The sequence below is a fragment of the Variovorax sp. J22R115 genome, assembly GCF_030317005.1.
Lineage (GTDB): Bacteria > Pseudomonadota > Gammaproteobacteria > Burkholderiales > Burkholderiaceae_C > Variovorax.
The window spans coordinates 260,458-275,334 of sequence record NZ_JASZYM010000011.1 but is presented as its reverse complement, the minus strand read 5'-3'; the positions used below and the strand labels follow the sequence as shown (position 1 = coordinate 275,334).

Here is a 14,877-nt window from a genome sequence, read left to right as displayed (position 1 = left end):
CGGCGGACGCCCCCGCATAATTGACGGGACTCGCCGACCTGCATGAACAGCATCTTCATCATCGCCCATTCGCCGCTCGCTCAAGCGTTGCGGCAATGCGCGCTGCATGTCTTTCCGGACAGCGAGCCGTCGATCGTCGCGCTCGACGTGCTGCCCAATGTCTCGCCGGAAGAAACCCTCGCTGCGGCGCGCATCACGCTGGCGCAACTCCAGCGCGCGCCGCGCTCCCAGGTGCTCGTGCTGGCAGACGTCTTCGGCGCAACGCCCTGCAACGTGGCGCAGAAGCTGGTCGACGGCATCCGCTCGCGGCTCGTGGCGGGCGTCAACCTGCCGATGTTGCTGCGCGCGGTGAGTTACCGTAACGAACCGCTCGATACGCTGGTGCAGCGCGCGGTGACCGGGGGCACTGCGGGCGTGATGCAGGTGGCGGTGGCGGCACCGCAGAATCAAGCAAGAAGAAAGCACAGTGACCAAGACATCCGTGACCATCAGCAATAAGCTGGGCCTGCACGCTCGGGCCTCGGCCAAACTCACCAAGCTTGCGGGGAGCTATCCCTGCGACGTCTGGCTCGCGCGCGGCGACCGCCGCGTCAATGCCAAGAGCATCATGGGCGTGATGATGCTGGCCGCAGGCCTCGGTGTGACGGTGGAAATCGAAACCAATGGCGATCGCGAGCAGGAAGCGCTCGATGCCATCGTGGCACTCATGAACGACAAATTCGGGGAAGGCGAGTAAATGGCTGACCCCCAGACTTTTTCACTGCGTGTAAACGCCCACCCCCTTTCCGGGGGCAATGCCCGCCGCCCGGCGGAGCCGGTTCTGCGGCATTTCATCAACGGCGCTTGCGCTTCGCGCTCGCTTATTTCTTAGGGGCGGCTGCATGACGTTTGCGATCCACGGACTGCCTGTTGCCCGTGGCATTGCCATCGGGCGGGCGGTCCTCGTGGTGTCGAGTCGCATCGATGTGGCGCACTACTTCATCAAGCCGGAGCAGATCGAGACCGAGATTGATCGCGTTCGCATGGCTCGCGACGCGGTGGCCGAAGAGTTGCAGAAGCTGCAGGCCAGTGTGGCGCTGATGGGGCCCAACGACGCGCCGCACGAACTCTCGGCGCTGCTCGACGTGCATCAGATGCTGTTGCAGGACGAAGTGCTCACGGGCGGCGTCAAGCATTGGATCGTCGAGCGGCTCTACAACGCCGAGTGGGCGCTGACTACGCAGCTCGAGGTGGTGGCGCGGCAGTTCGACGAGATGGAGGACGAATACCTGCGCGAGCGCAAGGCCGATCTGGAGCAGGTGGTCGAGCGTCTCCTGCATCGCATGAAAGGGACGGCGGCGGTGCTCGCGCCCAACCCGCCCCGGCGCAAGCGTGCCGCCGAAAACGAAGACGGCGAGCAGTCCGATCCGACCGCGAACGATGCATTCGATGCGCCGCTGGTTCTCATCGCGCACGACTTGTCGCCGGCCGACATGCTCCAGTTCAAGAAAAGCGTGTTCGCCGGCTTCGTGACCGACGTGGGCGGGCGCACCTCGCACACCGCGATCGTGGCGCGGAGCATGGACATCCCCGCCGTGGTCGGCGCACGCAGCGCCAGCCAGCTCGTGCGGCAGGACGACTGGGTGATCATCGATGGCGATTCCGGCGTGATGATCGTCGACCCCTCGCCCATCATCCTGGCCGAGTACGGGTTCAAGCAGCGTCAGGGTGACCTCGAGCGCGGGCGGCTGTCGAGGCTGCGCCACAAGCCGGCCATCACGCTCGATGGGCAGCGCGTCGAGTTGCTCGCCAACATCGAAATGCCGGAGGACTCGGTCGGCGCGGTCAAGGCCGGCGCGGTCGGCGTGGGCCTCTTCCGCAGCGAATTCCTTTTCATGGGCCGCGAGGCGCAGCGCATGACGCGCCTGCCCGACGAGGAAGAGCAGTACCAGGCGTACAAGCGCGCGGTCGAAGGCATGCAAGGCATGCCCGTCACGATCCGCACCATCGACGTGGGCGCCGACAAGCCGCTCGACGGCAAATCGGTGCGCGACGATGCACACCTGAATCCGGCCCTGGGACTTCGCGCCATCCGCTGGAGCCTCGCCGATCCGGCCATGTTCCTCACGCAACTGCGCGCCATCCTGCGTGCGGCGGCGCACGGCGAGATTCACCTGCTGATCCCGATGCTTGCCCACGTGAGCGAAATCCGCCAGACGCTTTCGCTGATCGACTTCGCGCGCGCGGAACTCGACAACCGCGGCGTGGTGCACGGCAACGTGAAGATCGGCGCGATGATCGAGATCCCGGCGGCCGCGCTGACGTTGAAGACCTTCCTCAAGTACTTCGACTTCCTGTCGATCGGCACGAATGACCTGATCCAGTACACGCTGGCCATCGATCGCGCCGACGAATCCGTGGCGCATCTGTACGACCCGGCGCATCCAGCGGTGCTGCGTCTGGTGGCCGACACGATTGCCGAGTGCCGGCGCCAAGGCAAGGGCGTGAGCGTGTGCGGCGAGATGGCGGGCGACGTCGTGTTCACGCGGCTCCTGCTGGGCCTGGGGCTGCGCAGCTTCTCGATGCACCCCTCGCAGATCCTGGCGGTCAAGCAGGAAGTGCTGCGGGCCGACACGAGCAAGCTCGAAGCCTGGGCGCAGGGCGTGCTGGAGGCGGAAGATCCCGCGGCGGCGCTGGTTCGCTAGCCGCAATAAAACGAAACACGCCGAAACCGCCGCGAAAGGACTTCGCGGCGGCCCGAACGCACCATCGGGTCTCCCTGATCGATTCCGATCGTTGTTGAAGGAAGACTCTCATGAAACGCTGGTTCAAACGTTCCCTTTTCGGTATCGCGAGCGCGGCACTGGTCGCCGGCAGCCTCGCGGGTTGTGGTCATCGCCATGGCTGGAGCGGCGCATCGGAGCAGGACCGGGCCGAGTTCCGCACCAGGATGGTCGAGCGCGTGAGCGGCAAGCTCGAACTCGACGTCTCGCAGAAGCAGAAGCTGACGGTGCTCACCGAGAAGCTGCAGGCGCAACGTGCGGCATTGCGCGGCGGCGGCGATCCGCGCGCTGAGTTCCGCTCGCTGTTCGCCGGCGCCAAGCTCGACCAGGAGCGCGCGAAGAAGCTGGTCGAGGACAAGACGGCGGCGATACAAGCAGGCAGTCCCGAGGTGATTGCCGCCGCAGCGGACTTCTTCGACAGCCTGAACCCCGCGCAACAGCAAAAGGTGCGGGACTTCATGGAACGCGGTCGTCGCTGGAGGGGGTAGATGCTCGCCCCCAGGCTGCGCGCACTTCGTGTCGCTTCGCCTACCCTCTACCGGGGACGGGCCGGCCGCTTGGGAGCGGCCCTGCGCGGCGGCCCTCTGGAAGGGGAGGACGGCGCTCTGGTCGGTGCTGCCTCGGGCGGCGTTCGTTGGGTGTTGCGGGTCGAGGGTCTGGTTGTACTCGTGGCGGCAGTCGTTGCCTATGCACAGCTCGGCGCCGGCTGGGGCGCCTTCGCCATGCTGTTCCCGTTGCCCGATCTGTCCTTCCTCGGCTACCTGGCCGGGCCGCGGGTCGGTGCGGCGGCGTACAACACGGCGCATTCGTACATCGGGCCGGTCGCGATGCTGGTGATCGCTTCGCTGGGTGATGCGCCGGTGGCCATGGCCGCCGGGTTGATCTGGTGCGCCCACATCGGCTTCGACCGCGCGCTCGGCTACGGCCTCAAGTACGCGACGGGCTTCGCCAACACGCATCTCGGCCGCATCGGCCCGGTCGATCCGTGGTGATGCCCGGCGTGCTGAGGGCGAGCGAGAATGGTTCATGCCGCGCATCCTGCTGATCGACGATGACGAGCACCTCGGCGCTCCGCTGGCGAGCTACTTCGCTCGCTTCGACTGCGTGCTCGACAGTGCAACGAGCCCGAGCGACGGCCTCGCCAAGCTCCGCGCCGAAAGCTACGACGCCGCCATCCTCGACGTGATGCTCCCCGAGATGGACGGCTTTGCGTTATGCCGCGAGATCCGCAAGGAAAGCGACATCCCGATCGTCATGCTGACCGCCCGCGGCGACGTGATGGACCGCGTGGTCGGCCTGGAACTCGGTGCGGACGACTACCTGCCCAAGCCCTTCGAGCCGCGCGAACTGGTCGCGCGGGTGCAGACCATCCTGCGGCGTCAGCGCACCGTGCCCGCGGCGGCGCCAGCGCAACGCCGAGTGTTCGAAGGACTGTCGATCGACCTCGACAAGCGCGAGGTGCTGCGCCAGGGCGAGCGCGTCGACCTGACCAGCACCGAGTTCGAGTTGCTGGCCTTGCTCGCGGACCAGCCCGGCAAGGTCTGGAGCCGTGACGACATCCTGAACCGCCTTCGCGGCCACGAAGCCGAGCTGTACACGCGCGCCGTCGACATCGTGGTGAGCCGGCTGCGCCGGAAGCTGGAGCCCCTGGACTGCATCAAGACGCTGCGCAACGCCGGCTACACACTGGCCGTCGGCCGGAGCGGGCCGGCGTGAAGGCGGGACGAAGCCATCGCTGGCATCACCGCTGGCGCCATTCCTTGCGCGTGCGCCTGATCATCGTCTTCGTGCTGCTCGCGCTGGCGATGGCGGCGGTCTTCCTCGGCGGCATGCAGCGCGCTTTCTCGACCGGCTGGCGCGACGCGGCCCGGCCCGTGGTTGCCGACTACATGGACCGCATCGTGACCGAGCTGGGCACACCGCCCGACGTGGCGCGCGCGCAGGCGCTGGTGGCGCGGCTTCCGATCTCCATCCGCATCGAAGGCCCGAGCGTGAACTGGGACTCGCATCCCGACCGCCGTGCCCACGGATTCGGCCCGCGCGGCGACTGGCTCAGCCGCACCACCGCCGACGGGCATCGCGTGAGCTTCGGTGTCGGCACCTTGCCCTGGCAGCGCGAGCCGCAGGGCATCGGCTGGATCACGCTGGCCTTGCTGCTGGTGCTGATCATGCTGGCCTATGCCTACGTCCGCCGGCTGCTGCGACCGCTCGACGACATCCGCGCCGGTGCCGAACGTTTCGGCCGCGGCGCGTTCGACGTGCCGATCCCGCTGCGCCGCCGCGACGAGTTGGGCGATCTGGCGCAGCGCATCAACACGATGGCGCGAGATATCCAGGGCATGCTCGATGCCAAGCGCGCGCTGCTGCTGGCGCTGAGCCACGAACTGCGCTCGCCGCTCACCCGTGCGCGACTCAACGCCGAATTGCTGCCGGCGACGCCCGAAGGCGAGACCGAGCGTGCCGCGCTCCTGCGCGATCTTGCGGAGATGCGCGACCTGATCACCGACCTGCTCGAAAGCGAGCGGCTCGCCAGCCCGCATGCGGCGCTGCACCGCGAGCCGGTCGATCTGGCGGCGCTCATTCGCGAGGCGGTGAGCGAGCATCCCGACGGCCAACGCATCACGCTGGATTTCGCGGCGGACCTGCCGACGCTGACCCTCGACAGGTCGCGCATCCGCCTCCTCGTGCGCAACTTGCTCGACAACGCGCTGCGGCACGGCGCCGAGGCCGCACAGCCGCCGCGCATCGCACTGCGAAGGGCGGGGCAGGGCGTCGAACTTGAAGTGCGCGATTTCGGTCCGGGCGTCGATGCCGCGCAACTGGAGCGCCTGACAGAGCCTTTCTACCGGACCGACAGTGCCCGCCAGCGCGCCACCGGCGGCGTTGGGCTCGGCATGTACCTCTGCCGGCTGGTTGCCGAAGCCCACGGCGGCACGTTCACCGTGCGCAACGCCAGCCCGGGCCTCGCCGTCAGCGTCGTGCTGCCTGCCGCCTGAACTCGCTCGGGCTGCCGCCCGTGTGTTCGCGGAACACGCGGCTGAAGTGCGAGAGATTGCTGAAACCCGAGGACATCGCGATGTCCGTGATCGGACGCGTGGCGTTCGCGGGGTCCTGCAAGTCGCGGATGCTGCACGCCAGGCGCTGGTGAAGGATGTAGCCCGTCAGCGTGTCGTCGTCGCCCGCGAAGGCGTTGTGCAGATGGCGCTTGCTGCAACGCAGCGCCTGGGCGATGCCTTCGATCGAGAGTGCGGGGTCGCGCAGGTGTTGTGCCACGTGCTGCCGGATGCGGTCCTTGAGCGCCTCGCGCTGCGTGCGCGGCGTGTCCTGCCCGGCCAGTTCCATCAGCGAGAGCCGCACGAGCTGGATGATGAGTTCGCCCGCGCCGCGCGCTGCCGCCTCGCTCATGTAGGGCAGCTCCAGATAGGTGTTGCGCATGGTCTCCAGCGCCACGCGCGAGATGCCGCTGCCGCCGCCGACACGGCGCGCCACCAGGTCGCCCAGCGGAAGGCCGGGTGCTGCGACCTGCTCCTTCGGCAGCATCACGATGAGATGGTCGCTGCGCTCGGGGTTGGCGACGGTGTAGTCGGCGGTGGTGTCATAGAGCGTCCAGCCGCCGGCACGCACAGCAGCCTCGCGGCCCCGCTGCGCCACTTCCGCCGAGCCTTGCCAGGGCGCCACGATCTTCAGATAGGCCGCCTCGCTACTGCGCGCCATCTGCGGCGTGCGCAGCACGCGATGCCGATTCGCTTCGAGGCGCGTGAGGATCACGTCGCCGGCATGCGAGGCCGCGAGATGCCCGTCGAAATCGCGGTCGCCGTACAGGTCCGACTCCAGCCCGCCGAAGTGTCGCCACACCCACTCGCGCCAGACCGGCGCGCGTTCGCGCGGAGGGACGCCGTCGGTCGACAGAAGGAGGGACGCGGTCATAGGTTGGTTCGTTAAAAGGCTGTGCCTATTTTCCGGTGCACGACTCGCGCCCGGGCTTGCGGGTTAACCACTAGCGGCGTGCACGCTGCGACAACTGCTTTGTGCGCAGCGGGCACAGCGCGCGGAGGCCATTCTTCCTAGGATGCCGGGACCGGACGCACCTCGACGCCCGGAAGGAGACCGTATGTTTCGCCACGCCAATCGCCGCCGCTGGATCCAGGGAACCGCCACCGCTCTCGGCGCTGCCGCCGTTGCACCGCGCCTTTTCGCGCAGGGCGCGCCGGTGCGCGTCGGTTATGCCATCGCCCGCACCGGTCCATGGGCCGCGGGCGCGCAAGTCAGCCAGGAACCCAACTACCTGCTGTGGGCCGAACAGGTCAACGCCGCCGGCGGGCTCTCGGTCAAGGGCGCGAAGCGGCCCATCGAACTGATCGGCTACGACGACCGCAGCGAAACCGAAACCTGCGTGCGCACCTACGAGAAGCTGATGGGCAGTGACAAGGTCGACCTCATCTTGCCGCCCTGGGGCTCGGGCGCGAACTTCGCGGTGGCGCCGCTCGCCAACCGCTTCGGCTATCCGATGCTGGCGCCCACCGCGCTGTCGCGCAAGCTGATCGACATGCGCCTGCCCTACTTCTTCTCGTTGCTGCAGCAACCCGACAAGATGATGGGCGCGCTGGTCGACCTGATGGTGGCGAACAACGTGAAGACCATCGCCATCGTCTACATGGACGACCTGTTCGGCCTGGAGAACTTCGCGGCGCTCAACAACGCGCTCAAGAAGACCAGCATCCAGGTCGTGGACCGCAAGAGCTATCCGCTCGGTGTGAAAGACCTGGCGCCCGTGCTGCGTACGATGAAGGACCTGAATCCCGACGCCTTCATCGGCATCACCTACCCGCCGGACACCATCCTTGCGAGCCGCCAGTCGCGCGAAGTGGGATTCAACCCGAAGTACTTCTACGCCTCGGTGGGGACCGCCTTCCAGCTCTACAAGAATGTGATGGCCGGGAATGCCGAAGGCGTCATCGGCATGGGCTCGTGGAACGCCAACACCAGCCCCGAGGCCAAGGCCTACTTCGAAGCCCATAGCAAGAAGTTCGGCAAGGAGCCGGACCGCTGGGCCAGCGGCCACGCGTGGGCAGGCCTCGAGATCCTGCAACAGTCGGTGGGCAAGGTGGGGCTCGACCGCAAGGCGCTACGCGACCACATCGCGAAGAGCGAGTTCAAGACCATCCTGGGCCCGATCCGCTTCGACGGCAGCGAGAACGCCTCGATCCCGGGCACCGTGGCCCAGTGGCAGAACGGTGAATTCGAAGTGGTGTGGCCCAAGGACCGCGCCACCGCGCAGCTGAAGCCGAAACAGGCCTGGAAATAAGCGTGTCGCTGAGTGGATGGGCCGAACTGCTGGCCGGCGGATTGATCACGGGCGGCATCTATGCGCTGGTGGCGATCGGACTGAACCTGCAGTACGGCCTGATGCGCATCATGAACATCTCGCACGGCGAGTTCCTGATGCTCGGCGCCTTCCTGACCTGGTGGGCCCACACGACGTGGGGCATCTCGCCGCTGGTGTTCCTGCCGGTGGCCTTCGCAGTGCTGATGCTGATCGGCATGGCGGTGCACTGGCTGTGCTTCCGGCAAGTCGCGGCGAGGGCGCCCAACGTGGATGTGTTCGAGGCGCGCAGCCTCATGGCCGGCTTCGGCCTGATGTTCCTCGTGCAGAACACGGCGCTGCTGATCTGGGGCGGTGACCTGCGCGGCTACGAGTACCTGGCGGAGCCGGTGCAGGTTGCCGACATGCGCTTCACCGCCAACAAGCTGGTGCTGTTCGGCATCGCGCTCGCGCTCAGTCTCGCACTCATCGCATTGCTCAAGCTCACGCTGCTGGGCAAGGCCGTGCGGGCGCTGATGCAGTCGCCCATTGGCGCGCAGCTGGTGGGCATCAACACCAAGCGGCTGCATCCGCTCATGTTCGGCATCGGCTTGGGCCTGTCGGGCGTGGCGGGTGCGCTGCTGTCGATGACCTACGAGATATCGCCCTCGATGGGCGAGCCCTACACCGTCACGGCGCTCATCGTCATCACGCTGGGCGGCTTCGGCAGCATCGCGGGCAGCCTGGTCGGCGGATTGTTGCTGGGCGTGGTCGAAGCGCTGGGCATGTATTTCACGAGCCCCTCGCTCAAGATGCTGCTGTCGTACGCCGTGTTCATCGGTGTTTTGATCTGGCGGCCCAACGGATTGTTCTCGCGATGAAGGCACCTCTTGCCAACAGGCCCTGGCTGACGCTGGGCCTCGGCCTGGCGCTCGCCGCCGGGGTGCCATGGATCGCCTCCGATTTCGTGGTGTCGGTGGCCTTGAGCTGCCTCATGTACATCGCACTCGCGACGAGCTGGTCGCTGTTCTGCGGCGCGACGCGCTACCTGTCGCTCGCGACCTCGGCCTTCTTCGGCCTCGGGGCGTATTCGAGCGCGAGCTTGCTGGAGTTGCTGCCCTGGCCACTCGTCATCGTGAGCGGTGCGGTCGTGGCGAGCGTGGTGGCCGTGGTCATGGGTGCTGCCGTGCTGCACTTGCGCGGCACCTATTTCGCCGTGCTGACCTTCGGCATGACCGAGCTGATCCGCCATGCCGTCACCTTCGTCGAGAAGCAGGTCTCGGGCACGGTGGGCCGCGTGCTCGCGGTCGTGCCGTCGAACGAGACGGTCTACCTGACGGTGCTCGCGATCGCCGGCGCCGCCATCGCCACCGCGATCGCGGTGAAGCGCAGCCGCTTCGGCCTCGCGCTTGCGGGCATCGGTGCCGACGAGCAGCGCGCGCAGACGCTGGGCGTCGATACGCGGCGCTACAAGATCGCCGGTTTCGCGCTCACGGCCGCCTTTGCCGGTGCCGTCGGCGCGGCGATGGCGGTGCGCTGGACCTACATCGAACCGGCGGCGGTGTTCAGCCCCTTCATCGGCTTCCAGACCGTGCTGATCGCGTTGATCGGCGGCGCGGCGAGCATCGGCGGCCCGGTCGTCGCTGCGGTCGTCTTCAGCCTGCTGGCGGAGACGCTGCGGCTGCAGTTGCCTTACGGCTACATGATGGTGCTGGGGCTGTTGCTGATTCTCTGCGTGATGTACCTGCCCAACGGGTTGGCGTCGCTGTGGCAGCGCAAGGCCGCCGCGTTGCGGGGGAATGGCCATGACTGAAGCGCAGGTGATGGCCGCGATCCCCTTGCTCGAAGCCCGCGAACTCACGGTGCGCTTCGGAGGATTGACTGCCGTGGATGCCGTCAGCGCACGGCTGCATGCGGGGGAACTGGTCGGCATCATCGGCCCCAACGGCGCGGGCAAGACCACTTTCTTCAACGCCGTCTCCGGCGTCGTCCCGCCGACCTCCGGCAAGCTGCTGGTGCAGGGCGCGGTCGACCTCACGGGGCGTGGTCCGCACCACTACGCCGCGCACGGCATCGCACGCACCTTCCAGACACCGCGCGTGATGGCCGACCTGACGCTCACCGACAACGTGCGCTTCGGCATGCAGTTCGCGGGGCGCCATCGCACGCCGATCGCCGGCCTGCGCAGCGAGGGTGACATCCTCGACATGCTCGGGCTTTCCGCGCTGGCCGATCGCATCGCGGCGGACGTGACGCCGTCGCAGCAGCGCCTGCTGGAGATCGGCATGGCGCTCGGCACGCGGCCGCGTGTGCTGCTGCTGGATGAGGTCGCGGCAGGCCTGACCGAAGCGGAAGTCGACGCAATGGCGCGCCGCATTCGCCGGCTGCGCGACGACCACGGACTCACGGTGGTGTGGATCGAGCATGCGGTCACGACGCTGCTGAAATACGTAGAGCGCGTGCTCGTGCTGCACCAGGGCCGCAAGATCGCCGACGGCACGCCGGCCGACGTGGTGCGCAACGCCGAGGTGGTCGAGGCTTACCTGGGTGACGAGATGGAGGGCGCGGCATGAGTTCCAGCGAGCTACGGGTTCGCGGTCTGGCCGCGGGCTATCACGGCTTCCAGGTGCTGCAGGGGCTGGACCTCGACGTGCTCCCGGGCATCACCGTCGTGCTGGGGCCGAACGGCGCCGGCAAGACGACGCTGCTGAAGGCCCTCGCCGGATTGCTGCCGCGAGACGGCGAGGTCGTGCTCGACGGCGTGGCACTGCCTTCGGGCGAGGCCACGGCCTGTGTGCGCCAGGGGCTCGCGCTGGTCGCCGAGGGCCGGCAGCTCTTCCCGCAGATGACGGTCACCGAGAACCTGGAGTTGGGCGCCTGGCTCTCGCCGCCGCGCCTGCGCACCGAACGCCTCGCCCGCGCCTTCAAGGATTTCCCGCGCCTCAAGGAGCGCTCCACCCAACTCGCCGGCACGATGAGCGGCGGCGAGCAGCAGATGGTGGCCGTCGCTCGCGCCATGATGAGCGGGCCGCGCCTGCTGATGCTCGACGAGCCCTCGCTCGGCCTCGCGCCGCGCATGGTCGATGAACTGCTTGCCATCGTGCGTCGCATCGCGGCCCAGGGCGTGACCGTGCTGATGGTCGAGCAGAACGTGCGCAAGGCGCTGCAGGCGGCAGACCGCGGCTATGTACTGGAACGCGGAAAGATCGTCGCTTCGGGCGATGCGCAAGACCTTCTTCATTCCGACGTGATCCGGCAGGCCTATCTCGGTGTGGCCTGAATCACCCCAATCCCTTTTTCAGCTAGAGGACTTCGCATGACCACCATCTCCATGCTCATCAACGGCGAGCGGCGCCAGGCCGCGGGCGGTGCCAGCTTCGAGCGGCGCAATCCGCTCGACGGAGAAGTTGCCACGCGCGCGCCGGCGGCTACGCCGGCAGATGCGATTGCAGCCGTCGAAGCCGCGCACGCCGCTTTTGCTGCATGGTCGCAGACCGGGCCGGGTGAACGTCGTGCCTTGCTGCTGAAGGCGGCGCATGCGCTCGAATCCCGCACCGACGCCTTCGTGCAAGCCATGGCGCGCGAGACGGGCGCCTCGGCGATGTGGGCCGGCTTCAATGTCCACCTGGCCGCCGGCATCCTCACCGAAGCCGCCGCGCTGACGACGCAGATCAGTGGCGAGGTCATCCCGTCCGATGTGCCCGGCAGCCTCTCGATGGGCGTGCGGCAGGCGGCCGGCGTGGTGGTCGGCATCGCGCCGTGGAACGCGCCGGTGATCCTCGCCACCCGCGCCATCGCGACGCCGCTGGCTTGCGGCAACACGGTGGTGCTCAAGGGATCGGAGCTGTGCCCCGAGACGCACGCGCTCATCGTCGACGCCATCAACGAGGCCGGCCTGCCGTCCGGCGTGGTGAACTTCGTGACCAACGCACCGGCCGATGCGGGCGCGGTCGTCGAGGCGATGGTGGCGCACCCGGCGGTGCGCCGCGTCAACTTCACGGGCTCCACGCGGGTGGGCCGGATCATCGCGCAGACCTGCGCCAAGTACCTCAAGCCCGTGGTGCTCGAACTCGGTGGCAAGGCGCCGTTGGTCGTGCTGGACGACGCCGACATCGATGCCGCGGTGAATGCCGCTGCCTTCGGCGCTTTCGCCAACTCGGGGCAGATCTGCATGTCGACCGAACGCATCGTGGTGGACGCGGCCGTCGCCGACGAGTTCGTCGCCAAGTTCGCGGCCAAGGCCAGGAGCCTGCCGGTGGGCGACCCGCGAGAGGGCCCGGTGGTGCTCGGCTCGGTCGTCGATGCGAGCACGGTGACGCGTTGCAACGCACTCATCGACGACGCGCTTGCCAAGGGCGCGAAGCTGGTGTGCGGTGGCCGCGCCGAGAACACGCTGATGCCGGCCACGGTGCTCGACCACGTCACGCCCGACATGCTCATCTACCGCGAGGAATCCTTCGGACCGGTGAAGGCGGTCGTGCGTGTCGACGGCGTGGAGCAGGCCGTCGCGACGGCCAACGACAACGAGTTCGGCCTTTCTTCCGCAGTGTTCGGCCGCGATGTGGCGCGCGCCTGGAATGTCGCGCGTCGCATCGAGGCCGGCATCTGCCACGTCAACGGCCCCACGGTGCACGACGAGGCGCAGATGCCCTTCGGCGGCGTCAAGGCCTCGGGCTACGGCCGCTTCGGCGGCAAGGCCGGTGTGGAGGCTTTCACAGAGTTGCGCTGGATCACGGTGCAGACCACACCGAGGCATTACCCCTTCTGACGGCCTGCTGCTTGTCGCCTTCGCTACCGGCGTGCGAGGAGGCCGGGGCTACGATCTGGCTGCCCCAGACAGCTCCCAAGGAGACATGAGCATGAGCAGCACCCTCACCAATCACCAGGTCCGCCTCGCCAAGCGGCCCGAAGGCATGGCCACGCGCGACAACTGGCAGTTCACCACCGAGCCGGCGGGCGAGCCGGCCGAAGGCGGAGTTCTCGTCAAGACGCTGTCGCTCTCGCTCGACCCCGCCATGCGCGGCTGGATGAACGAAGGCAAGAGCTACATCCCGCCCGTCGAGATCGGCGCCGTCATGCGCGCCGGTGGCGTGGGGCGTGTCACGGCCTCGCGCAACCCGGCGTTCGCGGTCGGGGACATCGTGTACGGCACGCTCGGAGTGCAGGAGTACGCGCTGGTCCCACAGGAGGAGATCAAGCGGGCCGGCCTCACGAAGATCGACCTGAATGTCGGCTCGATCACGCAATGGCTCAACGTGCTCGGCATGCCGGGCATGACCGGGTACTTCGGCCTGATGGACATCGGCGAACCCAAGCCCGGCGAAACCGTCCTGGTCTCCGGTGCCGCTGGCGCGGTCGGCCAGACCGTCGGCCAGCTCGCGAAGATCAAGGGCTGTCGCGCGGTCGGCATTGCCGGCGGTCAGGCCAAGTGCGAGTGGGTCGTGAAGGAACTGGGCTTCGATGCCTGCATCGACTACAAGGCCGGCCCCGCTGCCGTACGCGAAGGCCTGAAGACGCACTGCCCGAAGGGTGTGGACGTCTACTTCGACAACGTCGGCGGCGAGATCCTCGACGCGGCGCTGGCCAAGCTGGCGCGCGGTGCCCGCATCATCATCTGCGGCGCCATCAGTCAGTACAACAACACGACGCCGGTGCAGGGCCCGAAGAACTACCTGAGCTTGCTGGTGAACCGGGCGCGCATGCAGGGCATGGTCGTGTTCGACTACGCCGATCGCTATCACCTCGCGGTGGCGGAGATGTCGGGCTATCTCAAGGATGGCCGCATGAAGAGTCGCGAAGACGTGGTCGAAGGCATCGAGACCTTTCCCGAGGCTCTGACGAAACTCTTCACCGGCGAGAACTTCGGCAAGCTGGTTCTCAAGGTCGCCGACTGACTACCCTCGCGCCCGTGTCCCCATCACCGCAGCCGCGATGATGAGGACTGCGGCGAGCGCGATGGTCCAGCTCAGCGGGCGCTGCGTCACGATCAGCAGCAATGCGGTCGACGCCAGCGGCGTGATGTAGCTCAGGATTCCGATCTGCCGCGCGTCGCCGCGCTTGAGCGCCATGTCCCAGAAGAAGAAGGCGGCGCCCAGCGGGCCGAGTCCGCACAACGTCACGAGCAGCCAGTCGCGCGATGAGAGCGCGATGGAGGGCTCCAGCAATGCGTGGCACCCCAGCGAGAGCGCACCCGACACCAGTCCGAAGAGGCCGATCGCGGTGGTCGGAAAGGCGGCCACGCGCTGCGTCCACAGCGAGTAGCTGGCCCAGATGAAAGCCGAGCCCAGCGCGGGCAGAAAGCCCCAGTAGCTGCCACCGGCGGCGCTCGTCGAGATGCCACTGCGTGCACCGAGGATCGCGATCGCCGCGCCCGCGAAGCCCAGCAGCGCCGCCACCACGTGGAGCGGACGCAGCGACACGCCCGGCAACAGCACCGGCGCCAGCACCACCATGAACAAGGGCCACAGGTAGTTGACGAGATTGGCCTCGACCGGCGGCGCGTGCCGCAGCGCGATGAACAGCAGGAAGTGAAAGCCGAACAGGCCGTAGATGCCCAGCGCCAGCGTGCGCACCGGCACCGCCCATGCGCGGGGATTGCGCAGCACCAGCGGCCAGCTCATCACGCTGCCGATCATCAGCGCGAGGCCGGTCAGCAGGAAGGGCGGCAGATGCGAGAGCGATGTGCCGAGCGAGGCAAGCGTGGCCCAGAGTGCGATGGCGGCGAGAGCGTTCAGCGTGGAAGACATGGCGGCCGAGCTTAAGCCGACCGATCGTCGCGCAACGCCGGACCATCGTCGCGCGGCGACGATTCGG

General features: G+C 67.7%; 16 protein-coding genes. 14 read left to right on the top strand and 2 right to left on the bottom strand.

What is annotated here, in order from left to right:
• The first annotated feature begins 42 nt into the window (after nt 1-42).
• From QTI04_RS20920 to QTI04_RS20890, 7 genes are all read left to right on the top strand, one after another.
• On the top strand, nt 43-498 hold the full coding sequence (locus QTI04_RS20920; protein ID WP_028250934.1) for a PTS sugar transporter subunit IIA: 456 nt from the start codon (nt 43-45) through the stop codon (nt 496-498).
• Nucleotides 467-736, top strand: coding sequence for an HPr family phosphocarrier protein (locus tag QTI04_RS20915; protein ID WP_286601437.1), 270 nt, complete (start codon nt 467-469; stop codon nt 734-736). Before QTI04_RS20920 ends, QTI04_RS20915 begins: the two co-directional genes overlap by 32 nt.
• Nucleotides 737-881: 145 nt before the next feature.
• The gene (ptsP, locus tag QTI04_RS20910) at nt 882-2,684 is read left to right on the top strand and encodes a phosphoenolpyruvate--protein phosphotransferase (protein ID WP_286617400.1); all 1,803 of its coding nucleotides are present in this window, start codon (nt 882-884) and stop codon (nt 2,682-2,684) included.
• A 110-nt stretch (nt 2,685-2,794) separates the two neighbouring features.
• The gene (locus QTI04_RS20905) at nt 2,795-3,250 is read left to right on the top strand and encodes a Spy/CpxP family protein refolding chaperone (protein WP_286601439.1); all 456 of its coding nucleotides are present in this window, start codon (nt 2,795-2,797) and stop codon (nt 3,248-3,250) included.
• Entirely contained in the window at nt 3,251-3,754 is a 504-nt protein-coding gene (locus tag QTI04_RS20900; RefSeq protein WP_286617398.1) for a DUF4260 domain-containing protein, read from the top strand. It abuts the gene before it with no gap.
• A gap of 34 nt (nt 3,755-3,788) precedes the next feature.
• Nucleotides 3,789-4,478, top strand: a complete 690-nt coding sequence (locus QTI04_RS20895) for a response regulator transcription factor (protein WP_286601441.1) — start codon at nt 3,789-3,791, stop codon at nt 4,476-4,478.
• A complete protein-coding gene (locus tag QTI04_RS20890; RefSeq protein ID WP_286617397.1) occupies nt 4,475-5,758 on the top strand; it encodes a HAMP domain-containing sensor histidine kinase in 1,284 nt (427 codons plus the stop codon). Before QTI04_RS20895 ends, QTI04_RS20890 begins: the two co-directional genes overlap by 4 nt.
• On the opposite strand, the gene QTI04_RS20885 is transcribed toward QTI04_RS20890, so the two are convergent.
• Nucleotides 5,733-6,689, bottom strand: coding sequence for a helix-turn-helix domain-containing protein (locus QTI04_RS20885; RefSeq protein ID WP_286601443.1), 957 nt, complete (start codon nt 6,687-6,689; stop codon nt 5,733-5,735). The two genes, QTI04_RS20890 and QTI04_RS20885, sit on opposite strands and share 26 nt — an antisense overlap.
• Nucleotides 6,690-6,873: 184 nt before the next feature.
• Between QTI04_RS20885 and QTI04_RS20880 the strand changes: the two genes are divergently transcribed.
• The 7 genes from QTI04_RS20880 to QTI04_RS20850 all read left to right on the top strand — a co-directional run bounded on the left by QTI04_RS20880 (nt 6,874) and on the right by QTI04_RS20850 (nt 13,958).
• Nucleotides 6,874-8,067, top strand: coding sequence for an amino acid ABC transporter substrate-binding protein (locus QTI04_RS20880; RefSeq protein WP_286617396.1), 1,194 nt, complete (start codon nt 6,874-6,876; stop codon nt 8,065-8,067).
• Between the two features lie 2 nt (nt 8,068-8,069).
• Complete coding sequence (locus QTI04_RS20875; RefSeq protein ID WP_286617394.1) at nt 8,070-8,945, top strand: branched-chain amino acid ABC transporter permease; 876 nt, start codon at nt 8,070-8,072, stop codon at nt 8,943-8,945.
• A complete protein-coding gene (locus QTI04_RS20870; RefSeq protein WP_286617392.1) occupies nt 8,942-9,877 on the top strand; it encodes a branched-chain amino acid ABC transporter permease in 936 nt (311 codons plus the stop codon). Before QTI04_RS20875 ends, QTI04_RS20870 begins: the two co-directional genes overlap by 4 nt.
• Nucleotides 9,870-10,637 carry an ABC transporter ATP-binding protein gene (locus tag QTI04_RS20865; protein WP_286617390.1) on the top strand — a complete coding sequence of 256 codons (768 nt, stop codon included), beginning with the start codon at nt 9,870-9,872 and terminating at the stop codon, nt 10,635-10,637. Before QTI04_RS20870 ends, QTI04_RS20865 begins: the two co-directional genes overlap by 8 nt.
• Nucleotides 10,634-11,344 (top strand): ABC transporter ATP-binding protein, encoded by a 711-nt coding sequence (locus tag QTI04_RS20860; RefSeq protein ID WP_286617388.1) that lies wholly within the window; start codon nt 10,634-10,636, stop codon nt 11,342-11,344. Before QTI04_RS20865 ends, QTI04_RS20860 begins: the two co-directional genes overlap by 4 nt.
• Before the next feature lie 36 nt (nt 11,345-11,380).
• Complete coding sequence (locus QTI04_RS20855) at nt 11,381-12,832, top strand: aldehyde dehydrogenase (protein WP_286617386.1); 1,452 nt, start codon at nt 11,381-11,383, stop codon at nt 12,830-12,832.
• A gap of 91 nt (nt 12,833-12,923) precedes the next feature.
• Entirely contained in the window at nt 12,924-13,958 is a 1,035-nt protein-coding gene (locus QTI04_RS20850; protein ID WP_286617385.1) for an NADP-dependent oxidoreductase, read from the top strand.
• Here the strand turns inward: QTI04_RS20850 and QTI04_RS20845 are convergent, their stop codons facing one another.
• Nucleotides 13,959-14,810: a DMT family transporter gene (locus tag QTI04_RS20845; RefSeq protein WP_286617383.1), complete on the bottom strand. Its 852-nt coding sequence runs from the start codon at nt 14,808-14,810 to the stop codon at nt 13,959-13,961.
• Nucleotides 14,811-14,877: the final 67 nt, after the last annotated feature.

Bases quoted from the DNA above. Each gene is read 5' to 3' on its own strand.
- QTI04_RS20880 (WP_286617396.1), top strand. From the start codon at position 6,874: ATGTTTCGCCACGCCAATCGCCGCCGCTGGATCCAGGGAACCGCCACC.
- QTI04_RS20920 (WP_028250934.1), top strand. From the start codon at position 43: ATGAACAGCATCTTCATCATCGCCCATTCGCCGCTCGCTCAAGCGTTG.
- QTI04_RS20900 (WP_286617398.1), top strand. From the start codon at position 3,251: ATGCTCGCCCCCAGGCTGCGCGCACTTCGTGTCGCTTCGCCTACCCTC.
- QTI04_RS20870 (WP_286617392.1), top strand. From the start codon at position 8,942: ATGAAGGCACCTCTTGCCAACAGGCCCTGGCTGACGCTGGGCCTCGGC.
- ptsP (WP_286617400.1), top strand. From the start codon at position 882: ATGACGTTTGCGATCCACGGACTGCCTGTTGCCCGTGGCATTGCCATC.
- QTI04_RS20885 (WP_286601443.1), bottom strand. From the start codon at position 6,689: ATGACCGCGTCCCTCCTTCTGTCGACCGACGGCGTCCCTCCGCGCGAA.
- QTI04_RS20850 (WP_286617385.1), top strand. From the start codon at position 12,924: ATGAGCAGCACCCTCACCAATCACCAGGTCCGCCTCGCCAAGCGGCCC.
- QTI04_RS20845 (WP_286617383.1), bottom strand. From the start codon at position 14,810: ATGTCTTCCACGCTGAACGCTCTCGCCGCCATCGCACTCTGGGCCACG.
- QTI04_RS20865 (WP_286617390.1), top strand. From the start codon at position 9,870: ATGACTGAAGCGCAGGTGATGGCCGCGATCCCCTTGCTCGAAGCCCGC.
- QTI04_RS20860 (WP_286617388.1), top strand. From the start codon at position 10,634: ATGAGTTCCAGCGAGCTACGGGTTCGCGGTCTGGCCGCGGGCTATCAC.
- QTI04_RS20895 (WP_286601441.1), top strand. From the start codon at position 3,789: ATGCCGCGCATCCTGCTGATCGACGATGACGAGCACCTCGGCGCTCCG.
- QTI04_RS20905 (WP_286601439.1), top strand. From the start codon at position 2,795: ATGAAACGCTGGTTCAAACGTTCCCTTTTCGGTATCGCGAGCGCGGCA.
- QTI04_RS20855 (WP_286617386.1), top strand. From the start codon at position 11,381: ATGACCACCATCTCCATGCTCATCAACGGCGAGCGGCGCCAGGCCGCG.